This is a genomic window from Streptomyces harbinensis (genome assembly GCF_900116145.1).
In the GTDB taxonomy this organism is placed as follows: Bacteria; Actinomycetota; Actinomycetes; order Streptomycetales; family Streptomycetaceae; genus Streptomyces; species Streptomyces carpaticus.
This window is the reverse complement of the sequence record NZ_FPAB01000001.1, coordinates 927,732-948,956: the sequence shown is the minus strand read 5'-3', so window position 1 is coordinate 948,956 and position 21,225 is coordinate 927,732. Positions and strand designations below refer to the sequence as shown.

At 73.1% G+C, this 21,225-nt stretch carries 15 protein-coding genes and 1 pseudogene; 9 read left to right on the top strand and 7 right to left on the bottom strand.

The window, feature by feature from the left end; all coding sequences use genetic code 11:
• Positions 1–74: 74 nt before the first annotated feature.
• From rimO to BM385_RS04200, 4 genes are all read left to right on the top strand, one after another.
• A complete protein-coding gene (rimO, locus tag BM385_RS04215; RefSeq protein ID WP_093842207.1) occupies positions 75–1,592 on the top strand; it encodes a 30S ribosomal protein S12 methylthiotransferase RimO in 1,518 nt (505 codons plus the stop codon).
• Positions 1,589–2,287, top strand: a complete 699-nt coding sequence (pgsA, locus tag BM385_RS04210) for a CDP-diacylglycerol--glycerol-3-phosphate 3-phosphatidyltransferase (RefSeq protein ID WP_026047652.1) — start codon at positions 1,589–1,591, stop codon at positions 2,285–2,287. Before rimO ends, pgsA begins: the two co-directional genes overlap by 4 nt.
• Positions 2,284–2,838 carry a CinA family protein gene (locus BM385_RS04205; protein WP_019435077.1) on the top strand — a complete coding sequence of 185 codons (555 nt, stop codon included), beginning with the start codon at positions 2,284–2,286 and terminating at the stop codon, positions 2,836–2,838. Before pgsA ends, BM385_RS04205 begins: the two co-directional genes overlap by 4 nt.
• A gap of 95 nt (positions 2,839–2,933) precedes the next feature.
• The gene (locus BM385_RS04200) at positions 2,934–3,314 is read left to right on the top strand and encodes a helix-turn-helix domain-containing protein (RefSeq protein WP_026047653.1); all 381 of its coding nucleotides are present in this window, start codon (positions 2,934–2,936) and stop codon (positions 3,312–3,314) included.
• 144 nt (positions 3,315–3,458) lie between these two features.
• Here BM385_RS04200 and BM385_RS04195 read toward each other — a convergent pair whose 3' ends face one another.
• Positions 3,459–8,129, bottom strand: a complete 4,671-nt coding sequence (locus BM385_RS04195) for an ATP-dependent helicase (RefSeq protein WP_093842206.1) — start codon at positions 8,127–8,129, stop codon at positions 3,459–3,461.
• Between the two features lie 122 nt (positions 8,130–8,251).
• Between BM385_RS04195 and BM385_RS04190 the strand changes: the two genes are divergently transcribed.
• From BM385_RS04190 to recX, 3 genes and pseudogenes are all read left to right on the top strand, one after another.
• Positions 8,252–8,446, top strand: coding sequence for a DUF3046 domain-containing protein (locus BM385_RS04190; RefSeq protein ID WP_093842205.1), 195 nt, complete (start codon positions 8,252–8,254; stop codon positions 8,444–8,446).
• Between the two features lie 176 nt (positions 8,447–8,622).
• A complete protein-coding gene (gene recA / locus BM385_RS04185) occupies positions 8,623–9,765 on the top strand; it encodes a recombinase RecA (RefSeq protein WP_019435081.1) in 1,143 nt (380 codons plus the stop codon).
• Positions 9,651–10,388 (top strand): annotated as a pseudogene (gene recX / locus BM385_RS04180) (recombination regulator RecX); the annotation flags it as partial. The gene recA and the pseudogene recX, both read left to right, overlap by 115 nt.
• Before the next feature lie 346 nt (positions 10,389–10,734).
• Here recX and BM385_RS04175 read toward each other — a convergent pair.
• The 5 genes from BM385_RS04175 to BM385_RS04155 all read right to left on the bottom strand — a co-directional run bounded on the left by BM385_RS04175 (position 10,735) and on the right by BM385_RS04155 (position 15,770).
• Positions 10,735–12,291 (bottom strand): FAD-dependent monooxygenase, encoded by a 1,557-nt coding sequence (locus tag BM385_RS04175; protein ID WP_078576301.1) that lies wholly within the window; start codon positions 12,289–12,291, stop codon positions 10,735–10,737.
• Between the two features lie 73 nt (positions 12,292–12,364).
• Positions 12,365–13,285 carry an amino acid ABC transporter permease gene (locus BM385_RS04170; protein WP_019435084.1) on the bottom strand — a complete coding sequence of 307 codons (921 nt, stop codon included), beginning with the start codon at positions 13,283–13,285 and terminating at the stop codon, positions 12,365–12,367.
• Complete coding sequence (locus BM385_RS04165) at positions 13,282–13,956, bottom strand: amino acid ABC transporter permease (protein WP_019435085.1); 675 nt, start codon at positions 13,954–13,956, stop codon at positions 13,282–13,284. Before BM385_RS04165 ends, BM385_RS04170 begins: the two co-directional genes overlap by 4 nt.
• A 100-nt stretch (positions 13,957–14,056) precedes the next feature.
• Positions 14,057–14,905 carry a glutamate ABC transporter substrate-binding protein gene (locus BM385_RS04160; protein ID WP_093842204.1) on the bottom strand — a complete coding sequence of 283 codons (849 nt, stop codon included), beginning with the start codon at positions 14,903–14,905 and terminating at the stop codon, positions 14,057–14,059.
• Between the two features lie 79 nt (positions 14,906–14,984).
• Entirely contained in the window at positions 14,985–15,770 is a 786-nt protein-coding gene (locus tag BM385_RS04155) for an amino acid ABC transporter ATP-binding protein (RefSeq protein WP_019435087.1), read from the bottom strand.
• 263 nt (positions 15,771–16,033) lie between these two features.
• On the opposite strand from BM385_RS04155, the gene BM385_RS04150 reads away from it, so the two are divergent.
• Positions 16,034–16,720: a response regulator transcription factor gene (locus BM385_RS04150; protein ID WP_093842203.1), complete on the top strand. Its 687-nt coding sequence runs from the start codon at positions 16,034–16,036 to the stop codon at positions 16,718–16,720.
• Positions 16,721–16,735: 15 nt separating this feature from the next.
• On the top strand, positions 16,736–18,238 hold the full coding sequence (locus BM385_RS04145) for a sensor histidine kinase (RefSeq protein WP_093842202.1): 1,503 nt from the start codon (positions 16,736–16,738) through the stop codon (positions 18,236–18,238).
• On the opposite strand, the gene BM385_RS04140 is transcribed toward BM385_RS04145, so the two are convergent.
• Positions 18,148–21,201: an alpha-mannosidase gene (locus BM385_RS04140; RefSeq protein WP_093842201.1), complete on the bottom strand. Its 3,054-nt coding sequence runs from the start codon at positions 21,199–21,201 to the stop codon at positions 18,148–18,150. The two genes, BM385_RS04145 and BM385_RS04140, sit on opposite strands and share 91 nt — an antisense overlap.
• Positions 21,202–21,225 lie beyond the last annotated feature (24 nt).

Below are 21,225 nucleotides of genomic sequence, written 5' to 3'. Positions count from 1 at the left end.
GCACGGCCGTGCGAGCAGGCGCTGTTGCCGGGCCGGGGGCGGGTGGCTGGTCGGGGACGAAGTAGGCTGAGCCCATGTCCGATCGCCGTACCGTTGCCCTGGTCACCCTTGGATGCGCCCGTAATGAGGTGGATTCGGAAGAGCTGGCGGGGCGGCTGGCCGCAGACGGCTGGGACCTGGTCGAGGACGCCGCGGACGCGGATGTCGCCGTGGTCAACACCTGCGGCTTCGTCGAGGCCGCGAAGAAGGACTCGGTGGACGCCCTGCTGGAGGCCGGCGAGCTGAAGACGGCTGCCGGTGAGGGCCGGGGCCGTACCCAGGCCGTCGTGGCGGTCGGCTGCATGGCCGAGCGGTACGGCAAGGAGCTGGCCCAGGCGCTGCCCGAGGCGGACGGGGTGCTCGGCTTCGACGACTACGCGGACATCTCCGAGCGGCTGAACGCCATCCTCAGCGGCGGCGGCCATGTGTCGCACACTCCCCGGGACCGGCGCAAGCTGCTGCCGATCAGCCCCGTCGAGCGGCAGGGCGCCGCGGTGGCGCTGCCCGGGCACGGGGAGAGCGCCCCGGCGGATCTGCCGGCCGGGCTCGCGCCGGCCTCCGGGCCGCGGGCGCCGCTGCGCCGCCGGCTGGACGGCGGGCCCGTCGCGTCGGTGAAGCTCGCCTCGGGCTGCGACCGGCGGTGCTCGTTCTGCGCGATCCCGTCCTTCCGCGGCTCGTTCATCTCCCGCCGCCCCTCCGATGTGCTGGGCGAGGCGCGCTGGCTGGCCGAGCAGGGCGTCAAGGAGATCATGCTGGTCTCCGAGAACAACACCTCCTACGGCAAGGACCTCGGCGACATCCGGCTGCTGGAGACGCTGCTGCCCGAACTCGCCGCCGTGGACGGCCTGGAGCGGATCCGGGTGAGCTACCTCCAGCCCGCCGAGATGCGGCCGGGGCTGATCGACGTGCTCACCGGTACCGAGAAAGTCGCGCCCTACTTCGATCTGTCGTTCCAGCACTCGGCGCCCGATGTGCTGCGCGCCATGCGGCGGTTCGGGGACACCGACCGCTTCCTGGAACTGCTGGCCACCATCCGGGGCAAGGCCCCGCAGGCCGGGGTCCGTTCGAACTTCATCGTGGGCTTCCCCGGGGAGACCGAGGCCGATCTGGCCGAGCTGGAGCGCTTTCTGATCGGCGCGGATCTGGACGCGATCGGGGTCTTCGGATACTCCGACGAGGACGGCACGGAAGCCGCCTCGTACCCGGACAAGAACGCGCCCGAGGTGGTCGCCGAGCGGCTGGAACGCATCACCCAGCTGGCCGAACAGCTGACCGCCCAGCGCGCCGAGGACCGCATCGGTGAACGGGCCCGGGTGCTGATCGAGTCGGTGGCGGCCGAGGACGGCGCCGAGGACGGGGTGATCGCGGTCGGCCGCGCCGCCCACCAGGCGCCCGAGACCGACGGCCAGATGCTGATCACCGGCGCGCCCGGCGACCCGGTGCCGCAGGTCGGCACCTTCGTGGACACCGAGATCACCGGCGCCGAGGGAGTGGACCTGTTCGCCGAGCCGAGCCCCGCCGCCGTCCCCGTACCGGCCGGGGCGGACAGATGAGCAATGTGCCGGCCGCGGCGGCCGGAGAGGGACGGCCGGCCGGCGGGCGGGCCGGGGCGACGGGCCTGATGGGCGCCGGGCTGTGGAACATCGCCAATGTCCTGACGATGTTCCGGCTGGTCCTGGTGCCCGGCTTCGTCCTGCTGATGCTGGCCGACGGCGGCCACGACCCGGCCTGGCGCGCCTGGGCCTGGGCGGCGTTCACCGTCGCCATGATCACCGACCTGTTCGACGGGGAGCTGGCCCGGCGGCACAACCTGGTGACCGACTTCGGCAAGATCGCCGACCCGATCGCCGACAAGGCGATCATGGGCGCCGCGCTGATCTGCCTGTCCCTGCTGGGCGACCTGCCCTGGTGGGTGACGGCGGTGATCCTCGCCCGGGAGCTGGGCATCACCGCCCTGCGGTTCTGGGTGATCCGGCACGGAGTGATCCCGGCCAGCCGCGGCGGCAAGCTGAAGACCCTCGCCCAGGGGGTCGCCGTCGGCATGTACATCCTGGTGCTGCCCGGGCTGCTGGCCAGCGCCCGCTGGTGGGTGATGGCCGCGGCCGTGGTGCTCACCGTGGGCACCGGCCTGGACTACATACGACAGGCGGTCGTCCTGCGCCGGGCCGGTCTGGCCGCGCAGGAGCGCACACGGCCGGCCGCGGCGGACGCGGCGGCGCAGGCGGCACGGGAGGAGACCGAGCGGTGAGGGACGGCGGCACGGCGGGGAACCCCGCGGCCCAGGTACTGAGCCTGCTGGCCGGACGCGGACAGACCCTGGCGGTGGCCGAGTCGCTGACCGGCGGTCTGGTGGCCGCGGCGCTCACCGACATCCCTGGGGCCTCCCGGGTCTTCAAGGGGTCGGTCACCGCGTACGCGACCGAGGTGAAGCGCGAGACGCTGGGCGTGGACGCCGCGCTGCTCGCGGAGCGCGGCGCCGTGGACGCGGAGGTCGCCCGGCAACTGGCCCAGGGAGTACGGGAGCGGCTCGGCGCCGACTGGGGAGCGGCCACCACCGGGGTGGCGGGACCGCAACCCCAGGACGGGCAGCCGGTCGGCACGGTGTACGTCGCGGTTTCGGCGCCCGGATCGGGGGGAGTCGTCGCTCAGCGGATCCAGCTGAGCGGGGACCGGGCCACGATCCGGGCCGGGAGCGTCCGGGCGGTACTCGCTCTGCTGCGGGAAGAACTCGTCCACATGGCCCCGAGCGGGGGGCAGAATACGGAACAGAACGGAGAGGATGGATGTTTGCAGCCCTGAGTGAACAAGACATCGCTCCCCGCACGGGTGGAGTCCGAGGCGGTACGGTGGGGCATGAAGCAAGCGAGGCCAACGGTCCGAGGAGGGAGCCACCGATGATCCTGCTCCGTCGCCTACTGGGTGACGTGCTGCGTCGGCAGCGCCAACGACAGGGCCGCACTCTGCGCGAAGTGTCCTCGTCAGCCCGGGTCTCGCTCGGTTACCTCTCCGAGGTGGAGCGCGGGCAGAAGGAGGCGTCCTCGGAGCTGCTGGCCGCCATCTGCGACGCCCTCGAGCTGCGGATGTCGGAACTGATGCGAGAGGTCAGCGACGAGCTGGCGCTCGCCGAGCTGGCCGCGTCCGCCGCGAGCGACGCGGTGCCGGCCCCGATGCGCCCGATGCTCAACCCGGTCCGCGTGACCTCGGTCACGCACCGTCCGGACGAGCACGTGACGATCAAGGCGCCGGCCGAGGCCGTGGACGTCGTAGCGGCCTGACCACACAGAGCACACAGAGCACACAGGTATCACACCGCCGGGGAGAGCCATCGAGGCTCTCCCCGGCGTCGTTGTGCGACCGGTCCCCGGGGCGGGCCCGCGCCGGCCAGGGGGGGGCCGGGGCCAGGGGCCCGCGTCCGCCGGTCAGCCCCGCAGCCGCAGTCCGCGCGGGGTGGCGTGGAAGCCCGCCTCCTCCAGCAGCCGCACCCACTCCGGGTCGGACAGTACGGCCCTGCCGTTGACGCGCTCCACCGTGATGGTGCCCAGCGCCCCCTGCCCGGCCGCCGTCGCCAGCGCCCCGGCCGCCGTCCGCACGGCCTCCGGGTCCGGCCCGTCCTGCCAGGCCAGCAGGGTGCGCCCGCCCCGCTCCAGATAGCACACCAGCGCACCGTCCACCAGCACCACCAACGCGCCCGCCTTGCGGCCCGGCTTGTGCCCCGCGTCCTGCGGCGGCTCGGGCCACGGCAGCGCCGCACCGTACGCGTTGGCCGGATCGGCCGCCGCCAGCACCACCGCCCGGCCCGCCGCCTCCGGCGTCCGTCCGGACTCCCCGGCGCCCGCGATCGCCCGCAGCCGGTCCACCGCGCCCTCCATGGCGAACTGGGCGGCGCCCAGGCCCTCCACCACGTAGCCGCGCCGCGCCTGGCCGCTCTCCTCGAACGCCGACAGCACCCGGTAGGCCGCCGCGAAGCCGCCCGCCACCCCCTCGGCCGCCACCGCGCCGCGGGTCACCACCCCGTGCCGGTCCAGCAGGGTCCGGGCCAGCGCGTGGGCGCGCACCGTGGGGTCGCTCTCGGCCACCGGCAGCAGCGACCAGCGGCCCGCCACCGTCGGCGGCCCGCCCCGGGAAGCCGGCGCACGGCGTCCTGGACCGGCCGCCACCGCCAGCGACCCGTACCGGCCGCGCGGTGTGCTGCGCCGGGCACGGTGCGCGGTCGATCCGGCGGTGCGGCCCGAGCCGAGCAGGGCCCGCAGCGGAGCCAGGGAGTCGTTCGTCAGCCGCCCGGACCACGTCAGCTCCCACACCGCCTCGGCCAGCGCCGCCTCCGGGACATCGGGGCGCCCGGCGTGCACCCGGTCGGCGATCTGCCGGAAGAACAAGCCGTAGCCGCCCTCCAGCGCGTCCAGGACCGCCTGGTGAACCGGCGTCAGCTCCAGCGGGTGCGCGGGCGGCAGCAGCAGCGGCGCGCTGTCCGCCGGATACAGCGCCAGCCAGCCGTCCTTGCCGGGGAGCGCCCCGGCGCCGGCCCAGACGACCTCGCCCGAGGTGGTCAGCTCGTCGAGCAGCTGCGGGCCGTACCCCGGCACCCGGGAGGGCAGCACCAGCCGCTCCAGCGCGGAGGCCGGTACCGGCGCGCCCTGCAACTGCTCGACGGCGCGCAGCAGTCCGTCGATGCCCCGCAGCCCGCCGCCCCCGCCGCCCGGGGTGCCGACGTGCTGCCAGCGCGGCAGGAACGACGCCAGCGCGGTGGGCGGCACCGGCTCCAGCTCCTGGCGCAGCACCGCGAGGGAGCGGCGCCGCAGCCGGCGCAGCACCGTGGCGTCGCACCATTCCTGGCCCCGGCCCTGCGGATGGAACTCACCCTGCACCAGCCGCCCGTCGGCCGCCAGCCGGTGCAGCGCCCCGTCGGCGACCGCGGTGCCGAGCCCGAACCGCTCGGCGGCGCCCGCCGAGGTGAAGGGTCCGTGGGTGCGGGCGTACCGGGCCAGCAGGTCGCCCAGCGGATCGCGTACCGGCTCGGTGAACGCCTCGGGGACGCCGACCGGCAGGGCAGCGCCGAGGGCGTCCCGCAGCCGGCCGGCGTCCTCGATCGCCGCCCAGTGCTCGCGGCCGGCGATGCGGACGCGCAGGGCCCGCCGGGCGCGCTCCAACTGCTCGGCCCAGACGGGCTCGGCGCCGCGCGCCGCCAGCTCCTCGCCGGTCAGCGGGCCCAGGACGCGCAGCGCGTCGGCCACCGCCTCGGCGTCCTTCAGCCGCCGCTCCGGGGTGAGCCAGCGCAGTTCGCGCTCCAGCTCGGCCAGCACCCCGGGGTCGATCAGCTCGCGCAGCTCCGCCTTGCCGAGCAGCTCCGACAGCAGCCGTGAGTCCAGTGACAGGGCGGCGGCGCGGCGCTCGGCCAGCGGTGAGTCGCCCTCGTACAGGTACTGGGCGACGTAGCCGAAGAGCAGCGAGCGGGCGAAGGGCGAGGGCTCGCGGGTGGTGACCTCCACCAGACGGACCCGGCGGCCGGCGATGTCGCGCATCAGCTCGGCAAGCCCCGGCACGTCGAAGACGTCCTGAAGGCACTCGCGGACCGCTTCGAGGATGATCGGGAACGAGCCGAACTCGCTGGCCACCGCGAGCAGATGGGAGGCCCGCTGACGCTGTTGCCACAGGGGGGTGCGGCGCCCGGGGTCGCGGCGCGGCAGCAGCAGCGCGCGGGCCGCGCACTCCCGGAACCGGGCGGCGAACAGGGCGGAGCCGCCGACCTGTTCGGTGACGAGACCGTCGACCTCGCCCGCCTCGAACAGCACATCGGCGGCCCCGATCGGCGGTGCCTGGTCGTCCCCGGCCCAGCGGGCCGGGTCGAGCCCGGGGTCGGGGCCGCCGGCGTCCGGGTCGTGGCCGAGCAGGTCGATGTCGGGCAGCCGCAGCACGATGCCGTCGTCCGCGTGCAGCACCTGGGCGTCCAGGCCGAAGCGCTCGGTGAGCCGGGCGCCGAGCGCCAGCGCCCACGGGGCGTGCACCTGGGCGCCGAACGGGGAGTGCACCACCACCCGCCAGTCGCCCAGCTCGTCGCGGAACCGCTCCACCACGATGGTGCGGTCGTCCGGGACGTGCCCGCAGGCCTGGCGCTGCTCGTCCAGATAACCGAGCACATTGTCGACCGCCCAGGTGTCGAGACCGGCCGCGCTCAGCCGTTCCCTGGCCGCCCCGGGCTCCAGCGCGCCGACCTCCCGGACGAACGCGCCCAGCGCCCGGCCCAGCTCCAGCGGGCGGCCGAGCTGGTCGCCCTTCCAGAACGGCAGCCGTCCCGGGACCCCGGGAGCGGGGGTGACCAGCACCCGGTCGCGGGTGATGTCCTCGATGCGCCAGGAGGTGGTGCCGAGCGTGAACACGTCGCCGACCCGCGACTCGTACACCATCTCCTCGTCCAGCTCACCGACCCGGCCGCCGCCCTTGCGCGGGTCGGAGCCGGCCAGGAAGACCCCGAACAGCCCCCGGTCGGGGATGGTGCCGCCGGAGGTGACCGCCAGCCGCTGGGCACCGGGGCGGCCGGTGACGGTCTGCGCCACCCGGTCCCACACCAGGCGGGGCCGCAGTTCGGCGAAGGCGTCCGAGGGGTAGCGGCCGGCCAGCATGTCGAGCACGGCGTGGAAGGCCGACTCGGGCAGGGCGGCGAACGGCGCGGCGCCCCGGACCAGGGCCAGCAGCTCCGCCACGTCCCAGGTATCGAGGGCGGTCATGGCCACCAGTTGCTGGGCGAGGACGTCCAGAGGGTTGGCCGGGATGCGCAGCTCCTCGATGGCGCCCTCGCGCATCCGCTCGGTGACGACCGCGGACTGGAGCAGATCGCCCCGGTACTTCGGGAAGACCACGCCGGCCGAGACCGCGCCCACCTGGTGCCCGGCGCGGCCCACCCGCTGGAGCCCGGAGGCGACCGAGGGCGGGGACTCCACCTGGATGACTAGGTCGACCGCGCCCATGTCGATGCCCAGCTCCAGCGAGGAGGTGGCCACCACGGCGGGCAGCCGGCCGGCCTTGAGGTCCTCCTCGATCCGGGAGCGCTGCTCCTTGGAGACGGAGCCGTGGTGCGCGCGGGCGAGGACGGCGGCGGCGCCCCGGGCGGCGCCGGAGCCGCCCATCAGGTCGGCGGGGGAGTGCTCCTCGGGGAGCGGGGCGCCGGTGTCGCGCTCGTGGGCGATCTCGTTCATCCGGTTGCACAGCCGTTCGGCCAGCCGCCGGGAGTTGGCGAAGACGATGGTGGAACGGTGCTGCCGCACCAGGTCGACGATGCGTTCCTCGACGGAGGGCCAGATGGAGGGCTTCTCGCCGGAGCCGGGGGCGTCGGGGACGGGGGAGCCGCCCAGCTCGCCCAGGTCGGGCACCGGGACCTCCACGGTGAGCCGGAACCGTTTGCCACTGGGCGGCTGGACGACGGTGGCGCTGCGGCGCGGGGAGAGGAAACGGGCCACCTCGTCGACGGGGCGGACGGTGGCGGACAGCCCGATGCGGCGGGCCGGGCGCTGCAGCAGGGCGTCGAGCCGTTCCAGGGAGAGCGCGAGATGGGCGCCGCGCTTGGTGCCGGCCACCGCGTGCACCTCGTCCAGGATGACCGTCTCCACGCCGGCGAGCGCGTCGCGGGCGGCGGAGGTGAGCATCAGGAACAGCGATTCGGGCGTGGTGATGAGGATGTCCGGCGGGCGGCGGGTGAGCGCGCGGCGTTCGGCCGCGGGGGTGTCGCCGGAGCGGATGCCGACCCTGATCTCCGGCTCGGGCAGGCCGAGGCGGACGGATTCCTGCCGGATGCCGGTCAGCGGGCTGCGCAGGTTGCGCTCGACGTCGACGGCCAGCGCCTTGAGCGGGGAGACGTACAGCACCCGGCAGCGCTTGAGGGGGTCGGCGGGCGGTGGGGTGGCGGCCAGCCGGTCGAGGGAGGCGAGGAACGCGGCCAGGGTCTTGCCGGAGCCGGTGGGGGCGACCACCAGGGCGTCGGAGTCGGCGGCGATCGCCTGCCAGGCACCCTCCTGGGCGGCGGTGGGCGCGGAGAACGCCCCGGTGAACCACGCGCGGGTGGCCGGGGAGAATCCGCTCAGGGCGCGGGAAGTGCTCACCCGACCATCGTGCACCCGGGCACTGACAAACGGCGGGGAGCGAGGACGGGCGCGGTGGCGGTGGCGTGCGGCGGTGGTGGCGGCGGTGCCGGGACCGGTGGCCGGGGCGGGATACTGGGGGTATGCGGTTGACGGAATTCTGGGCGCGGATGCGGGAGAGCTTCGGACCGGCCTATGCCGAGTCCTTCGCCCGGGACCATGTGATGGCCGAGCTGGGCGGGCGCACCGTGATGGAGGCGCTGGACGCGGGCTGGGCGGCCAAGGACGTCTGGCGTGGGGTGTGTGCGGCGGTCGAGGTGCCCGCGCACCTGCGCTGAGCTGCGGGAACGCGAGTTATCCACAGGCTGGGCGCGGCGCTTGACACAAAAATCGAACATCCATTCTTATGGGAGTGCGGAGCGGTGTCCCGGCCGGTGTCGGCGTGGATTGTCAGTGGCAGGCGCTAGCGTCCGTGAGTGTGAAGCGATCGAATCAGACGGACCGGGTGGCTCCCATGGCAGGTACGGACCGCGAGAAGGCGCTCGACGCCGCTCTCGCACAGATTGAACGGCAGTTCGGCAAGGGCGCGGTGATGCGCCTGGGGGAGCGCCCTGACGAACCGATCGAGATCATCCCCACCGGCTCCACGGCCCTGGACGTGGCCCTGGGTGTGGGCGGTCTCCCGCGCGGCCGGGTGGTGGAGGTCTACGGCCCGGAGTCGTCCGGGAAGACCACCCTCACCCTGCACGCGGTGGCCAACGCCCAGAAGGCGGGCGGCACCGTCGCCTTCGTGGACGCCGAGCACGCGCTGGACCCCGAGTACGCCAAGCGGCTCGGGGTGGACGTGGACCAGCTGATCCTCTCCCAGCCGGACAACGGCGAGCAGGCGCTGGAGATCACGGACATGCTGATCCGCTCCGGTGCCCTCGACCTGATCGTCATCGACTCGGTGGCCGCTCTGGTGCCGCGCGCCGAGATCGAGGGCGAGATGGGCGACTCGCACGTGGGCCTCCAGGCGCGGCTGATGAGCCAGGCGCTGCGGAAGATCACCGGTGCGCTCAACCAGTCCAAGACCACGGCGATCTTCATCAACCAGCTCCGCGAGAAGGTCGGCGTGATGTTCGGCTCGCCCGAGACCACCACGGGTGGCCGGGCGCTGAAGTTCTACGCCTCGGTGCGGCTGGACATCCGGCGGATCGAGACTCTCAAGGACGGCACCGAGGCGGTCGGCAACCGCACCCGCGTCAAGGTCGTCAAGAACAAGGTGGCCCCGCCGTTCAAGCAGGCCGAGTTCGACATCCTGTACGGCATGGGCATCAGCCGCGAGGGCGGGCTGCTCGACATGGGTGTGGAGCACGGCATCGTGCGCAAGTCCGGCGCCTGGTACACCTACGAGGGCGATCAGCTGGGGCAGGGCAAGGAGAACTCCCGGAACTTCCTGCGCGACAACCCCGATCTCGCCAACGAGATCGAGAAGCGCATCAAGGAGAAGCTGGGCATCGGGCCGAAGACCGAGACGCCCGCGGGTGAGCCCGGCAAGGACGCGGCGGCCAAGGACACGGCGGCAGCGGGCGCGGGCACCGCGGCCAAGACCGTCCCCGCGCCGGCGGCCAAGGCCACCAAGGCGGCGAAGACCGCCGCGGCGGCCAAGAGCTGACGGTGACCCGGCGCACCGAGGACAGCGGCGTGCCCGCTCCTCCCCCGCAAGCGGGAGGTGCCCCCAGGGCCGGGGCGGGGACGCCGCACACCGAGCGGGACCCGGTGGAGCGGGCGCGGGCGATCTGTCTGCGGTTGCTCACCGGGGCCCCGCGCACCCGGCAGCAGCTGACGGACGCGCTGCGCAAGCGGGGCATCCCCGAGCCGGTGATCGACGAGGTGCTGGACCGCTTCGAGGAGCTGAGGCTCATCGATGACGCGGCCTTTGCCGGTGCCTGGGTGGAATCCCGGCACCACGGCCGGGGCCTGGCCCGCCGGGCACTCGCCCGCGAGCTGCGCACCAAGGGGGTGGACCAGGCCGTCATCGACGAAGCCGTGGAGCAACTCGACAGCGAACGGGAGGAGGCCACCGCCCGCGAGCTGGTGGCCCGCCGCCTGCGGGCCACCCGGGGCCTGGACCGGGACAAGCGGCTGCGCCGGCTGGCCGGAATGCTGGCCCGCAAGGGCTATCCGGAGGGAATGGCCCTGCGGGTGGTGCGGCAGGCCCTGGAGGCGGAGGGGGAGACCGAGTCCGAGGAGTGGGGCGACGCCGACGACTGGCCGCCGCCCGGGACGGGGGCATGAGGGCTCGCACCGCCGGCCGGGAGAGTGAGCGCCCGGCCCGGGGCTGATCGGGAAGCGGGCCGGAGGGGAGAGAGCGGCCCCGGTTGGCCGACGTGCCCGGGGGCGGGGGCGGCCGGGGCACATTCCCCGGGCGGAGACCTGGTCCGGACTCCCCGGAAGCCGGTCCCCGCAGCGGAAGGGGGCAGTCCGGACGTCGGTACGGGAAGCGGGCGCGGGCGGGGCACCCGTCGGCGGCGCAGTGGCCGGGCCGAGCCCGGCCACGTGCCCCGGGACAGCCACGTCCCCGGGCGGCTGCCGTGGGGGAGTGCCCAGGACGGGGCACAGCCGTTGCCGCCGGGCCGGCGGATCAGGGAGCGGTGGGCTCCCCGGAACGGGTGTCGGCCTCCGCGTGCCAGCGGGTGATGAAGCCGCGCAGTTCCTCCCGGTCCGCGCCGGGCAGGGTCGCGGCCAGGTGGCCGTCCGGCCGGACCACCAGCAGGGTGTGCGCGGCGGCGTCCGGGTACGCCTCGGTGACCAGCAACTCGGTCGGCAGCGGCAGGGCACGCGCCGCCTCGGCCAGGCGCGGCATCAGCCCCGCCGACAGCCAGTGCTTGGCCTCCCACACCCGTGACCCCGGGGCGGTCAGCACCAGCAGCAGCGGCCCGCCCAGGCAGTGCCGCAGCCGGGTACGGGTGCCGTCCAGCGCCGTCACCGGCACATCCAGCACCGCAGCGCCGGGCGGTGTGGCACTGGTCGCCCGGCGGGAGGCGAAGGTCAGCGGTGAGTCCGGATAGCGCGCCGGGGCGCCCAGCGCTCCGTCCCCCGCATGGCCGTCGGTGAGCAGCCGCAACCGCCCCCTGCCCCGGCCCCGTATCAGGCGCGCCAGCCGGCCGCGCCGACCGCGCACCAGCGGCAGTGCCTGATCCACCGCACGCAGCCGGTCGGCGACGGCGGCACGGCGCTCGCTCTCGTAACTGTCCAGCAGCCCCTCGGCCGGGGCGTGGTGCCAGGCGGCGGCCAGTTTCCAGGAGAGGTTCTCCACGTCCCGCAGCCCCTCGGCGACCGGCTGGGTGCCCAGCGCGCCCAGCAGACGGGCGGCGTCACCGGCCAGAAAGACCCGGCCGGCCCGCCAGCGCAGCGCCAGCCGCTGATGGCAGACCTGGACCCCGGCGTCCAGCAGCTCGTACGGCGGCGGCTCGCCCTCGTACCAGCCACCGAGGGTGGTGTGCACCCGCTCCAGCATGGCGTCCGGGGTGACCAGGCCGTCCCCCTCGGGCAGCGGCCAGTCCAGCCGCCACCGGTCGCCCGGCAGGGGCCGTACCGTTACCTCGCCGCCCGGGCCGCCCCGGTGCAGCCCGCCCTCGCCCTGCCACGGGAAAGCCGCCCGCAGAGTGGCCACCGCGTACCGCTCGACACCAGTGCGCCCGGGGAAGCCGACGCCCAGCAGCTTGCGCACCGTGGACCTGGCGCCGTCGCAGCCGACCAGATAGCTGCCGCGCAGCGTCTGCTCGGTCAGCTCGGTACTGCGGACGACGACCTCGGTGCCGTGCTGTTCCAGATCGGTGATCCGGGTACCGGGCAGCACCCGGATCAGCTCCTGGCCCGCCGCGGCGGCACGCAGCGCGCCTTCGAGGGCGTGCTGGGGGAGATGGAGAGGCGCCTCGCCGTCGGCGAACGGACGGTGCGCCGCCACGCGCCCGCGCTGCCGCGCGTACCAGCCGCTCCAGGCGGCGGTCTCCCGGGCCAGGCCAGGCAGCCGCGCCCAGTGGGCGAGGTCCGGGAAAAGCACGCAGGTGCGGGCGAGGCGTTGCGGCGGAGGGCCGTCGGCACCGTCGAGAACGATGGTGGGGACACGGTGCCCGGCCAGGGCAAGCGCCAGCGCGAGCCCTGTCGGGCCCGCGCCGGCAATGATCACGGGCAGCACATCATGTATGCAACCCAGCGGTTGTTCTCGCGTCAAGTCGGCCTTGACCAGGGGGAGTCGGTATTTCCCCCGCTCAGGGCTTCGGAGCGTCGCCGGTACCCGCCGCCGGCGCCGCACCGACTCCGGCGGCGGCCGTCGCACCGGCCGGATCCGCGGTGAGTACCTTGCCCGTGCTGCGCTTGCCGCGCCGCAGCTTGCCTTCCAGCCAGCTCGCGAAGCTGGTGATCAGGAAGTTCACCAGGATGTAGATCAGCGCGACGACGATGAAGCTGGCGATGATGTTGCCGTAGTTGGCGCTGACCAGACCCACACTGCGCATGAGTTCGCTGTAACCGAGCAGGGCGCCACCGAGGGCGGTGTCCTTCACGATGACGACGAGCTGGCTGACGATCGCCGGCAGCATGACGGTGACCGCCTGCGGAAGCAGCACGTAGCCCATGGTCTGGCTCTTGCGCATACCGATGGCCTGAGCGGCGTCCCGCTGCCCGCGGGGCAGGGACAGGATGCCGGCCTTGACGACCTCGGCCAGGACCGAGGCGTTGTACAGCACCAGGCCGGTGACCACCGCGTACATCGGGCGGTCGGCGCGGTCCACGTTCGTCCACAGGGCGTAGGCCTCGTTGGCGAACAGCATCAGCAGCAGGACCGGAATCGCGCGGAAGAACTCCACGATGACACTGCACGGCTTGCTGATCCACCAGTGATCGGAGAGCCGGCCGATGCCCAGGATCGCGCCCAGCGGGAGGGCGATGACCATGGCGAGCGCCGCCGCCGTCAGGGTTGCCTGGAGACCGGGGAGGATGTAGGTGGTCCAGGCCTGGGAGTTGACGAAGGGAGTCCACTTGGCGGACTCCAGCTCGCCGTTCTCGTCCAGGGCCCGCCACACCCACCACGCGCCCAGGGCGAGCAGGGCGACGAAGAGGACGGCCAGGAGGGTGTTCCGCCGGCGGGCCCGGGGGCCCGGGGCGTCGTACAGTACGGAAAGATTCGTCATCGTTTCACCGCCACGCGCTTGCTGAGCCATCCGAGGAACAGGCCCATCGGGAGTACGAGGACGATGAACCCGAAGGCGAAGATTGCCGCGATGGGCAGCAGTTGGGCTTCGTTCTCGATCATGACCTTCATCAGGGCGGCGGCTTCGGCCACACCGATGGCGGAGGCGATGGTGGTGTTCTTGGTCAGTGCGATCAGCACATTGGCCAGCGGAGCGACCACGGACCGGAAGGCCTGGGGCAGGACGATGAGGCGCAGTACCTGGCTGAAATTCAGTCCCAGGGCGCGGGCCGCCTCGGCCTGTCCGACGGGAACGGTGTTGATGCCGGAACGCAGGGCCTCACAGACGAACGTGGCGGTGTAGGCGACGAATCCCAGGACCGCCAGCCGGAAGCCGAGCGGTTCGGGGTCGCCGCCGGTCCCCATGTCGAACTGGAGCGTGAAGTAGAGGCCCTGGGAACACGCCAGGATGATCAGGGTCAGGGGGGTGTTGCGGAACAGGTGCACATACGCGGTGCCGAACGCACGCATGATCGGGACCGGGCTGACACGCATGGCGGCCAGCACCGTCCCCCAGATCAAGGACCCGAGGGCTGAGTAGAAGGTGAGCTGCACCGTTACCCAGAAGGCCCCGAACAGGTCATACCGTTCGAGATCAAGGAATTCGAACACGGAAACTCGCAGTCTCGGCGGAGTCTAAGAGGAAAGAAGGTGGGGCGGTACGCCGCCGCCGGTCACCGGCGGCGGCGTACCCTTCCGTTGGCCCGATGGCTCAGTTGGTCTCCGTGATCTCCGGGGCAGCCTCGGCCTCGTAGCCGGCCGGGCCGAGGTTCTTCTCGACGGCGGCGCTCCACTCGCCCTCGTCGATCATCTTCTGGATGGCGGCGTTGATGTCGTCGCGCAGGTCGGAGCCCTTCTGGAGGCCGACGCCGTAGTGCTCCTCGCTCAGGTTCAGGCCGGCCAGCTTGAACTTGCCGACGTTCTGCTCCTGCGCGGCGTAGCCGGCCAGGATGGTGTCATCCGTGGTCAGCGCGTCGATGGTGCCGTTCTCCAGGCCGGTCAGGCACTCGGAGTAGGTGTTGAAGGGGTGCAGCCGAGCGTCGGGGGCGAAGTCGTCCTTCACGTTCTGCGCCGAGGTGGAGCCGGTGACCGAACACAGGGTGAGGTCGTTGATGTCCGACTCGCTGGTGATCTCCTCGTCGGCACGGATCAGCAGATCCTGGTGGGCCACGAAGTAGGGGCCGGCGAAGTCGACCGACTCCTTGCGGGTGTCGGTGATGGAGTAGGTGGCCACGATGAAGTCGACGTCGCCGCGCTTGAGCAGGTTCTCGCGCTCGGGGCTGGGGGTCTCCTCCCAGACGATGTCCTCGGGGGCGTAACCCAGCTCGCCGGCGATGTACGTGGCCACGTCCACGTCGAAGCCGGCGAAGGAGCCGTCCGGGGTCTTCAGGCCCAGGCCGGGCTGGTCGAACTTGATGCCGATGGTGATCGTGTCGCTGCCGCCCCCACCGTTGCCGCTGCCGCTACCACCGTTGTCGTCGTCGCTGGAACCGCAGGCGGTCGCGGTGAGGGTCAGGGCGAGAACGGAGGCGGCGAGAGCGCTTGCCTTGCGGAGCTTCATGGTTGTACTTCCCTCGGTGTCGAACGTGCTGTGCGTATCGGTTGACTGCGGCGTGCGGGTGCCGGTGGGGGCGGCGGGTTCAGTGGGCGAGGATCTTCGAGAGGAAGTCCTTGGCCCGGTCACTGCGCGGGTTGTCGAAGAACTGGTGGGGGTCGGCCTCTTCGACGATCCGGCCGTCCGCCATGAAGACCACGCGGTTCGCCGCGGAGCGGGCGAAGCCCATCTCGTGGGTGACGACGACCATGGTCATGCCCTCGGCGGCCAGCTGCTGCATGACCTCCAGGACCTCGTTGATCATCTCCGGGTCCAGCGCGGAGGTCGGCTCGTCGAACAGCATCACCTTCGGCTGCATCGCGAGCGCCCGGGCGATCGCCACGCGCTGCTGCTGGCCGCCGGAGAGCTGCGCCGGGTACTTGTCGGCCTGGTTGCCCACACCCACCCGGTCGAGCAGGGCCCGCGCCCGGGTCTCGACCTCGGCCTTGTCCTCCTTGCGGACCTTGATCGGGCCCAGCATCACGTTCTCGAGCACCGTCTTGTGCGCGAACAGATTGAAGGACTGGAAGACCATGCCCACGTCGGCGCGCAGCCGGGCCAGCTCGCGGCCCTCCGACGGCAGCGGGTCGCCGTCGATGGTGATGGTGCCGGCGTCGATGGTCTCCAGCCGGTTGATGGAACGGCACAGCGTGGACTTGCCGGATCCGGAGGGACCGATGACGACGACGACCTCGCCGCGCTTGATGGTCAGGTTGATGTCCTGGAGCACATGCAGCGCGCCGAAGTGCTTGTTCACGCTGTCCAGGACGACCAGGTCTTCCGTCGCGTGCGACGCGTCCTCGGGTTCCTTGGTCAGCGACGTCTCGCTCATCGTGGGGTAGCTCCGTCCTCGTCGGTTGCAGGGACACTAGCCACCGGTGGTGACAGCGTCAGCAGAGTTGAGCGGAAATTGAGCATCACGATCCGATCGCGTGAAACGCGTACCGTGACGCTCCGTCGCCCTCGGTATCCGTTCCCCGTTTTCCGGATAACGGAACAGTTCAGCTCTTCCGAAGTCCCTTGACGCCGGGTCCGCGCGCGTGATGGATGCAGTTAGGGAACGACGACGACGCGGCGGGAGGAGAGAACAGCGGGATGAGACTCCTTCTGGTCGAGGACGACGAGCACGTCGCCGCCGCCCTCATCGCCGTCCTGGGCCGGCACGGCTTCTCCGTGATCCACGCCCGCGGCGGTGAGGACGCGCTGACCCGGCTGCGCAACAGCGCCTTCGACGTCGTGCTGCTCGACCTGACCCTGCCCGACGTCGACGGGTTCGAGGTCTGCGGCCGGATCCGCCGGCTGACCTCGGTACCGGTGATCATGGTGACCGCCCGCGCGGATGTGCGCTCCCGCATCCACGGCCTCAACATCGGCGCCGACGACTACGTGGTCAAGCCGTACGACACGGGCGAGCTGCTGGCCCGCATCCACGCGGTGAGCCGCCGCAAGGCCGCCGAGGAGCCCGAGCGTGCCGAGGGCCCCTCCGGGGTGCTCTCGCTCGGCCCCGTCACCCTGGAGCACGCCACCCGCCAGGTCACCGTCGACGGCGAACGCATCGCCCTGACCCGCAAGGAGTTCGACCTGCTGGCGCTGCTGGCCCACCGGCCCGGGGTGGTCTTCCGCCGGGAACAGATCATCTCCGACGTCTGGCAGACCAGCTGGGAGGGGACGGGCCGCACCCTGGAGGTGCACATCGCCTCGCTCCGCTCCAAGCTGCGCCGCCCCGAGCTGGTCGAGACCGTCCGCGGCGTCGGCTACCGCCTCGCCCTGCCGCCCCGCTGACCCCGCCACCCCACCATGCGCTCCCGACTGCTCCTGCTGCTCACCGTGCTGCTGGCCACCGTGCTGCTGGCCCTCGGCGTACCGCTCGCCACCAGCCAGGCCAGCACCGAGCAGCAACGCGTCGTCGTGGACCGCATCGACGACACCGCCCGGTTCGCCTCGCTGGCCCAGTTCGCCGCCGGCCAGAGCACGGTCCCGGGGCGCGCCGCGCCGGCCGACCCGCTGGGCACTCTCCAGGACGAGCTGCGCCGCTACCACGAGGTGTACGGGATCAAGGCCGGCGTCTTCCAGCGCGACGGGGAGCCGATGGCGGTGGCGCCCGACGGCTGGACGGCGCCGCGCGCCGACGGCGACGACGGGGATGCGTTCGCCGAGGCTCTGGCCGGCCGCCGCAGCCGCGGCCCCGGGCAGGTGTGGCCCTGGGACGGCGACCGCACCCTGGTCGTCGCCTCCCCGGTCATCCGGGACGGCGACGTGATCGCGGTGGTCGTCACCGAGTCCCCGACCGGGCCGCTGCGCTCCCGCATCCTGGCCGGCTGGCTGCCCATCGGCTACGGCCTGGCCGCCGCCATGCTGCTGGCGGTGGCCGCCGCGTACCAGCTGACCGGCTGGATCCTGCGCCCCGTCCGGGTGCTGGACCGGGCCACCCACGAGATCGCCACCGGCCGGATGACCGCGCGGGTGGCGCCCGGCGGCGGACCGCCCGAGCTCAAACGGCTGGCGAGATCCTTCAACGAGATGGCCGATCACGTCGAGGACATCCTCGAACAGCAGCGTGCCTTCGTCGCGGACGCCTCCCACCAGTTGCGCAATCCGCTCGCCGCGCTGTTGCTGCGCATCGAACTGCTCGGTCTCGACCTGCCCGAGGGCAGCGCCGAGTTCGCCTCCGTCCAGGCCGAGGGCAAGCGGCTGGCACGGGTGCTGGACGACCTGCTGGACCTGGCGCTCGCCGAGCACCACGCCGCCGACCTGCGGGTCACCGACGTGGCCGCCCTGGTCGCCGAGCGGATCGGCTCCTGGCGGCCGGTGGCAGGCCGCGGCGGCGTGGTGCTGCGGCAGGACGGCGCCGGGGCGGTCACCGGCTGGGCGGACCCGGTGGCACTGTCCAGCGCGCTGGACGCGGTGATCGACAACGCCCTGAAGTTCACGCCCTTCGGCGGCGAGGTCACCGTCACCGTCACCCCCGACGGGGACCGGGTCGCCATCGAGACCGCCGACACCGGGCGGGGTCTGGACGACGAGGAGCTGGAACGGATCGGCGACCGGTTCTGGCGGGCCGGCCGGCACCAGAACGTCTCCGGCTCCGGGCTCGGGCTGTCCATCGTGCACACGCTGCTGGCCGCGGGCGGCGCCACCATCCGCTACGCCCACAACGAGCCGCACGGGCTGCGCGTGCTGATCTCCGTCCCCCGGCACGCCCCCGAGCCTCAGGAAGCGGAGACCGGCACCAGCCGCAGGGTGAGGATCTCGAACGGCCGCAGCGACACCGCCACCCCGCCGTCCTCGCCCACCGGATAGCCGGGCGCGTCGGTCAGCGGGCGCTCCAGCAGATCGGTGGCCGTGGCCGACGCCAGCGCGAAGCCCGGCACCAGCCGGCCCGCCGCCCGGCCGCCGTCCGACTCGTACAGCCGCACCACCACGTCGCCGCTACGGTCCTCGGCCAGCTTCACCGCCTCCACCACGATCGCCGTCCCGGGCGTCACGGACACCAGCGGCGGGACGGTGGCCGAGCCCGGCACCGCGCGCTCGGGCAGATTCAGCGCGTGGCCCTCCCGTACCGCGTCCGCCCGCGTCGCGCCGGGCAGCAGCGCGTATCGCAGCCGGTGGATGCCCTGGTCGGTCTCCGGATCGGGGTAGCGCGGGGCGCGCAGCAGCGACAGCCGTACCGTCGTGGTCTGCCCGCCGTCCGCCCGTACCTCGCGGGTGACGTCGTGGCCGTAGGTGGAGTCGTTGAGCAGGGCCGCGCCCCAGCCGGGCTCGCCCACGTGCAGCCAGCGGTGCGCGCAGATCTCGAACTTCGCCGCCTCCCACGAGGTGTTGGTGTGGGTGGGCCGGAACACGTGCCCGAACTGCGTCTCCGCCGCCGAGTGGTCGGCCTTCACATCCAGCGGGAAGGCGGCCTTGAGGATCTTCTCGCTCTCCCGCCAGTCGATCTCGGTGTCCACCTCCACCCGGGCGGCACCGGCCCGCAGCGTCAGCCGCTGCCGCACCGCCGAACCGGCCCCGAAGGCGCGGCTCACCCGCACGGTGGCCGCCTCCTCGTCCGCCTCGGCCAGCTCCAGCTCCTCGACGCCGGTCAGATCGGTGGTGTTGTGCCGGTAGAAGGCGTCCACGTCCCAGGCGTCCCAGTGGTTGGGCAGATCCGGGTGCAGCTGGAGCAGATTGGCGGCCCGGCCGGGGGCGACGGCCTCGCGCCCGTCCGGGTCGCGCACCGAGACCAGCAGGCCGCGGTGGTCGATGCCGACCCGCAGTACGCCATTGTCCAGCACGAACCCGCCGCCCGGCCGTTCCGCCACGGTGACCGGCGCGGCGGTGCGCGGCGGGCGCGGCCCGGCGCCGCCGGCCGGGATGCCGTCCCGGGCGTGCGGCGCGGCGTTGAAGACGACCGTGCCCGTACCCCCGGGTGGGACGTCCCCGGCCAGCGCGCGCTGTGCGGCGGCGGTGATCGCCGCCAGTTCCGCGTGCACCCGCGCGTACGTCGCACGCGCCTCCCGGTGCACCCAGGCGATCGAGGAGCCCGGCAGGATGTCGTGGAACTGGTGCAGCAGCACCGTCTTCCACAGCCGCTCAAGATCCGCGTACGGATAGCCGTACCCCGGCACCCGCAGCGCCGCCGTCGCCGCCCACAGCTCCGCCTCGCGCAGCAGCGACTCGGAGTGCCGGTTGCCCTGCTTGGTCTTCGCCTGCGAGGTGTACGTTCCCCGGTGCAGCTCCAGGTACAGCTCGCCGACCCACACCGGGGCGTCCGGGTACTCGGCCCGCGCCGCGTCGAAGAACGCGGCCGGCTCCTCGATCCGTACCCGCGGCGAGCCCTCCAGATCGGCCAGCCGGCGGGCCCGGGCCAGCATCTGCCGGGTCGGGCCGCCACCGCCGTCCCCGTGCCCGAACGGGGCGAGCGAGCGGGAGCCGCGGCCCTTCTCCCGGTAGTTGCGCGCGGCGTGCGCCAGCTGCGCCCCGCCCAGGTCCGCGTTGTAGGTGTCGATCGGCGGGAAGTGCGTGAAGATCCGGGTGCCGTCGATGCCCTCCCACCAGAAGGTGTGGTGCGGGAACGCGTTGGTCTGGCTCCAGGAGATCTTCTGGGTCAGGAACCACCGTGAGCCCGACAGCTTCACCAACTGCGGCATCGCCGCCGTGTAGCCGAACGAGTCGGGCAGCCACACCCCGTCCGTCTCGATCCCGAACTCCTCCAGGAAGAACCGCTTCCCGTACAGGAACTGCCGGGCCATGGCCTCGCCGCCCACCATGTTGGTGTCCGACTCCACCCACATGCCGCCCACCGGCACGAACCGGCCCGCCGCGATCTTCTCCTTCACCCGCGCGTACAGCTGCGGGCGGTGCTCCTTGAGCCAGGCCAGCTGCTGGGCCTGCGACATCGCGAAGACGAACTCGGGGTGCTCGTCCATCAGCGCCACCACATTGGCGGTGGTACGGGCCACCTTCCGCACCGTCTCGCGCAGCGGCCACAGCCACGCCGAGTCGATGTGCGCGTGGCCCACCGCGCTCAGCCGGTGCGCCGAGGCGTGCGCGGGCGCGGCGAGCGCCGGCGCGAGGCGGGTGCGGGCGGCGCCCGCGCTGCCCGGGATGTCGTCCAGGTCCAGCACGTCCAGCGCCGTCTCGATGGTGCGCAGCAGCTCCCAGCGGCGGGCGTCCTCCACCGGCAGCTGCGTCATCAGCCCGCCGAGCACCTCCAGATCGGCCACCAGCTCGAACACCTGCGGTTCGAACACGGCCAGGTCCATCGCGGCCAGCCGGTACAGCGGCTCGTCGCTCGCGGTGCGGACATCGCCCTGGCGGGTGGGGCGCGGATCGTTGAGGATCGGATTGGCCGCCGCTTCCACGAACAGCACCACCTCCTCGCCCCCGGCCGCCCTGTCCGCCAGCCGCACCCAGGAGTTGTCCGGGTTCAGGCCCTTGACGACCGTGCCGTCCGGGTGGTGCACCAGCCCCTCGCACTGGAAGCCCGGCATCCCCCGGTCGAAGCCCAGGTCCAGCACCGCCTCCACCGTGCGGCCCGCCCAGCCGGCCGGTACGGTGCCGGTCACCTTGAACCAGGTGGTGCCCCACGCCGGCCCCCAGCGCTCCCCGGCCCCGGCACACGGCGCGTACGGCGCGGCCAGCGCCTCGGCGACCGGCACCGGCTCGCCCGGCGCGTCCCAGCGCTCCACGGTCAGCGGCACGTGATCGCGGTGGACGGCGGGCCGGACGCGTTCGTCGAGAACGCGCCGCAGCCGGTCCTCGACAATGCGGCGGTCGTCATGCATGGCGGCTCCGAAGGCTCGGCGTCG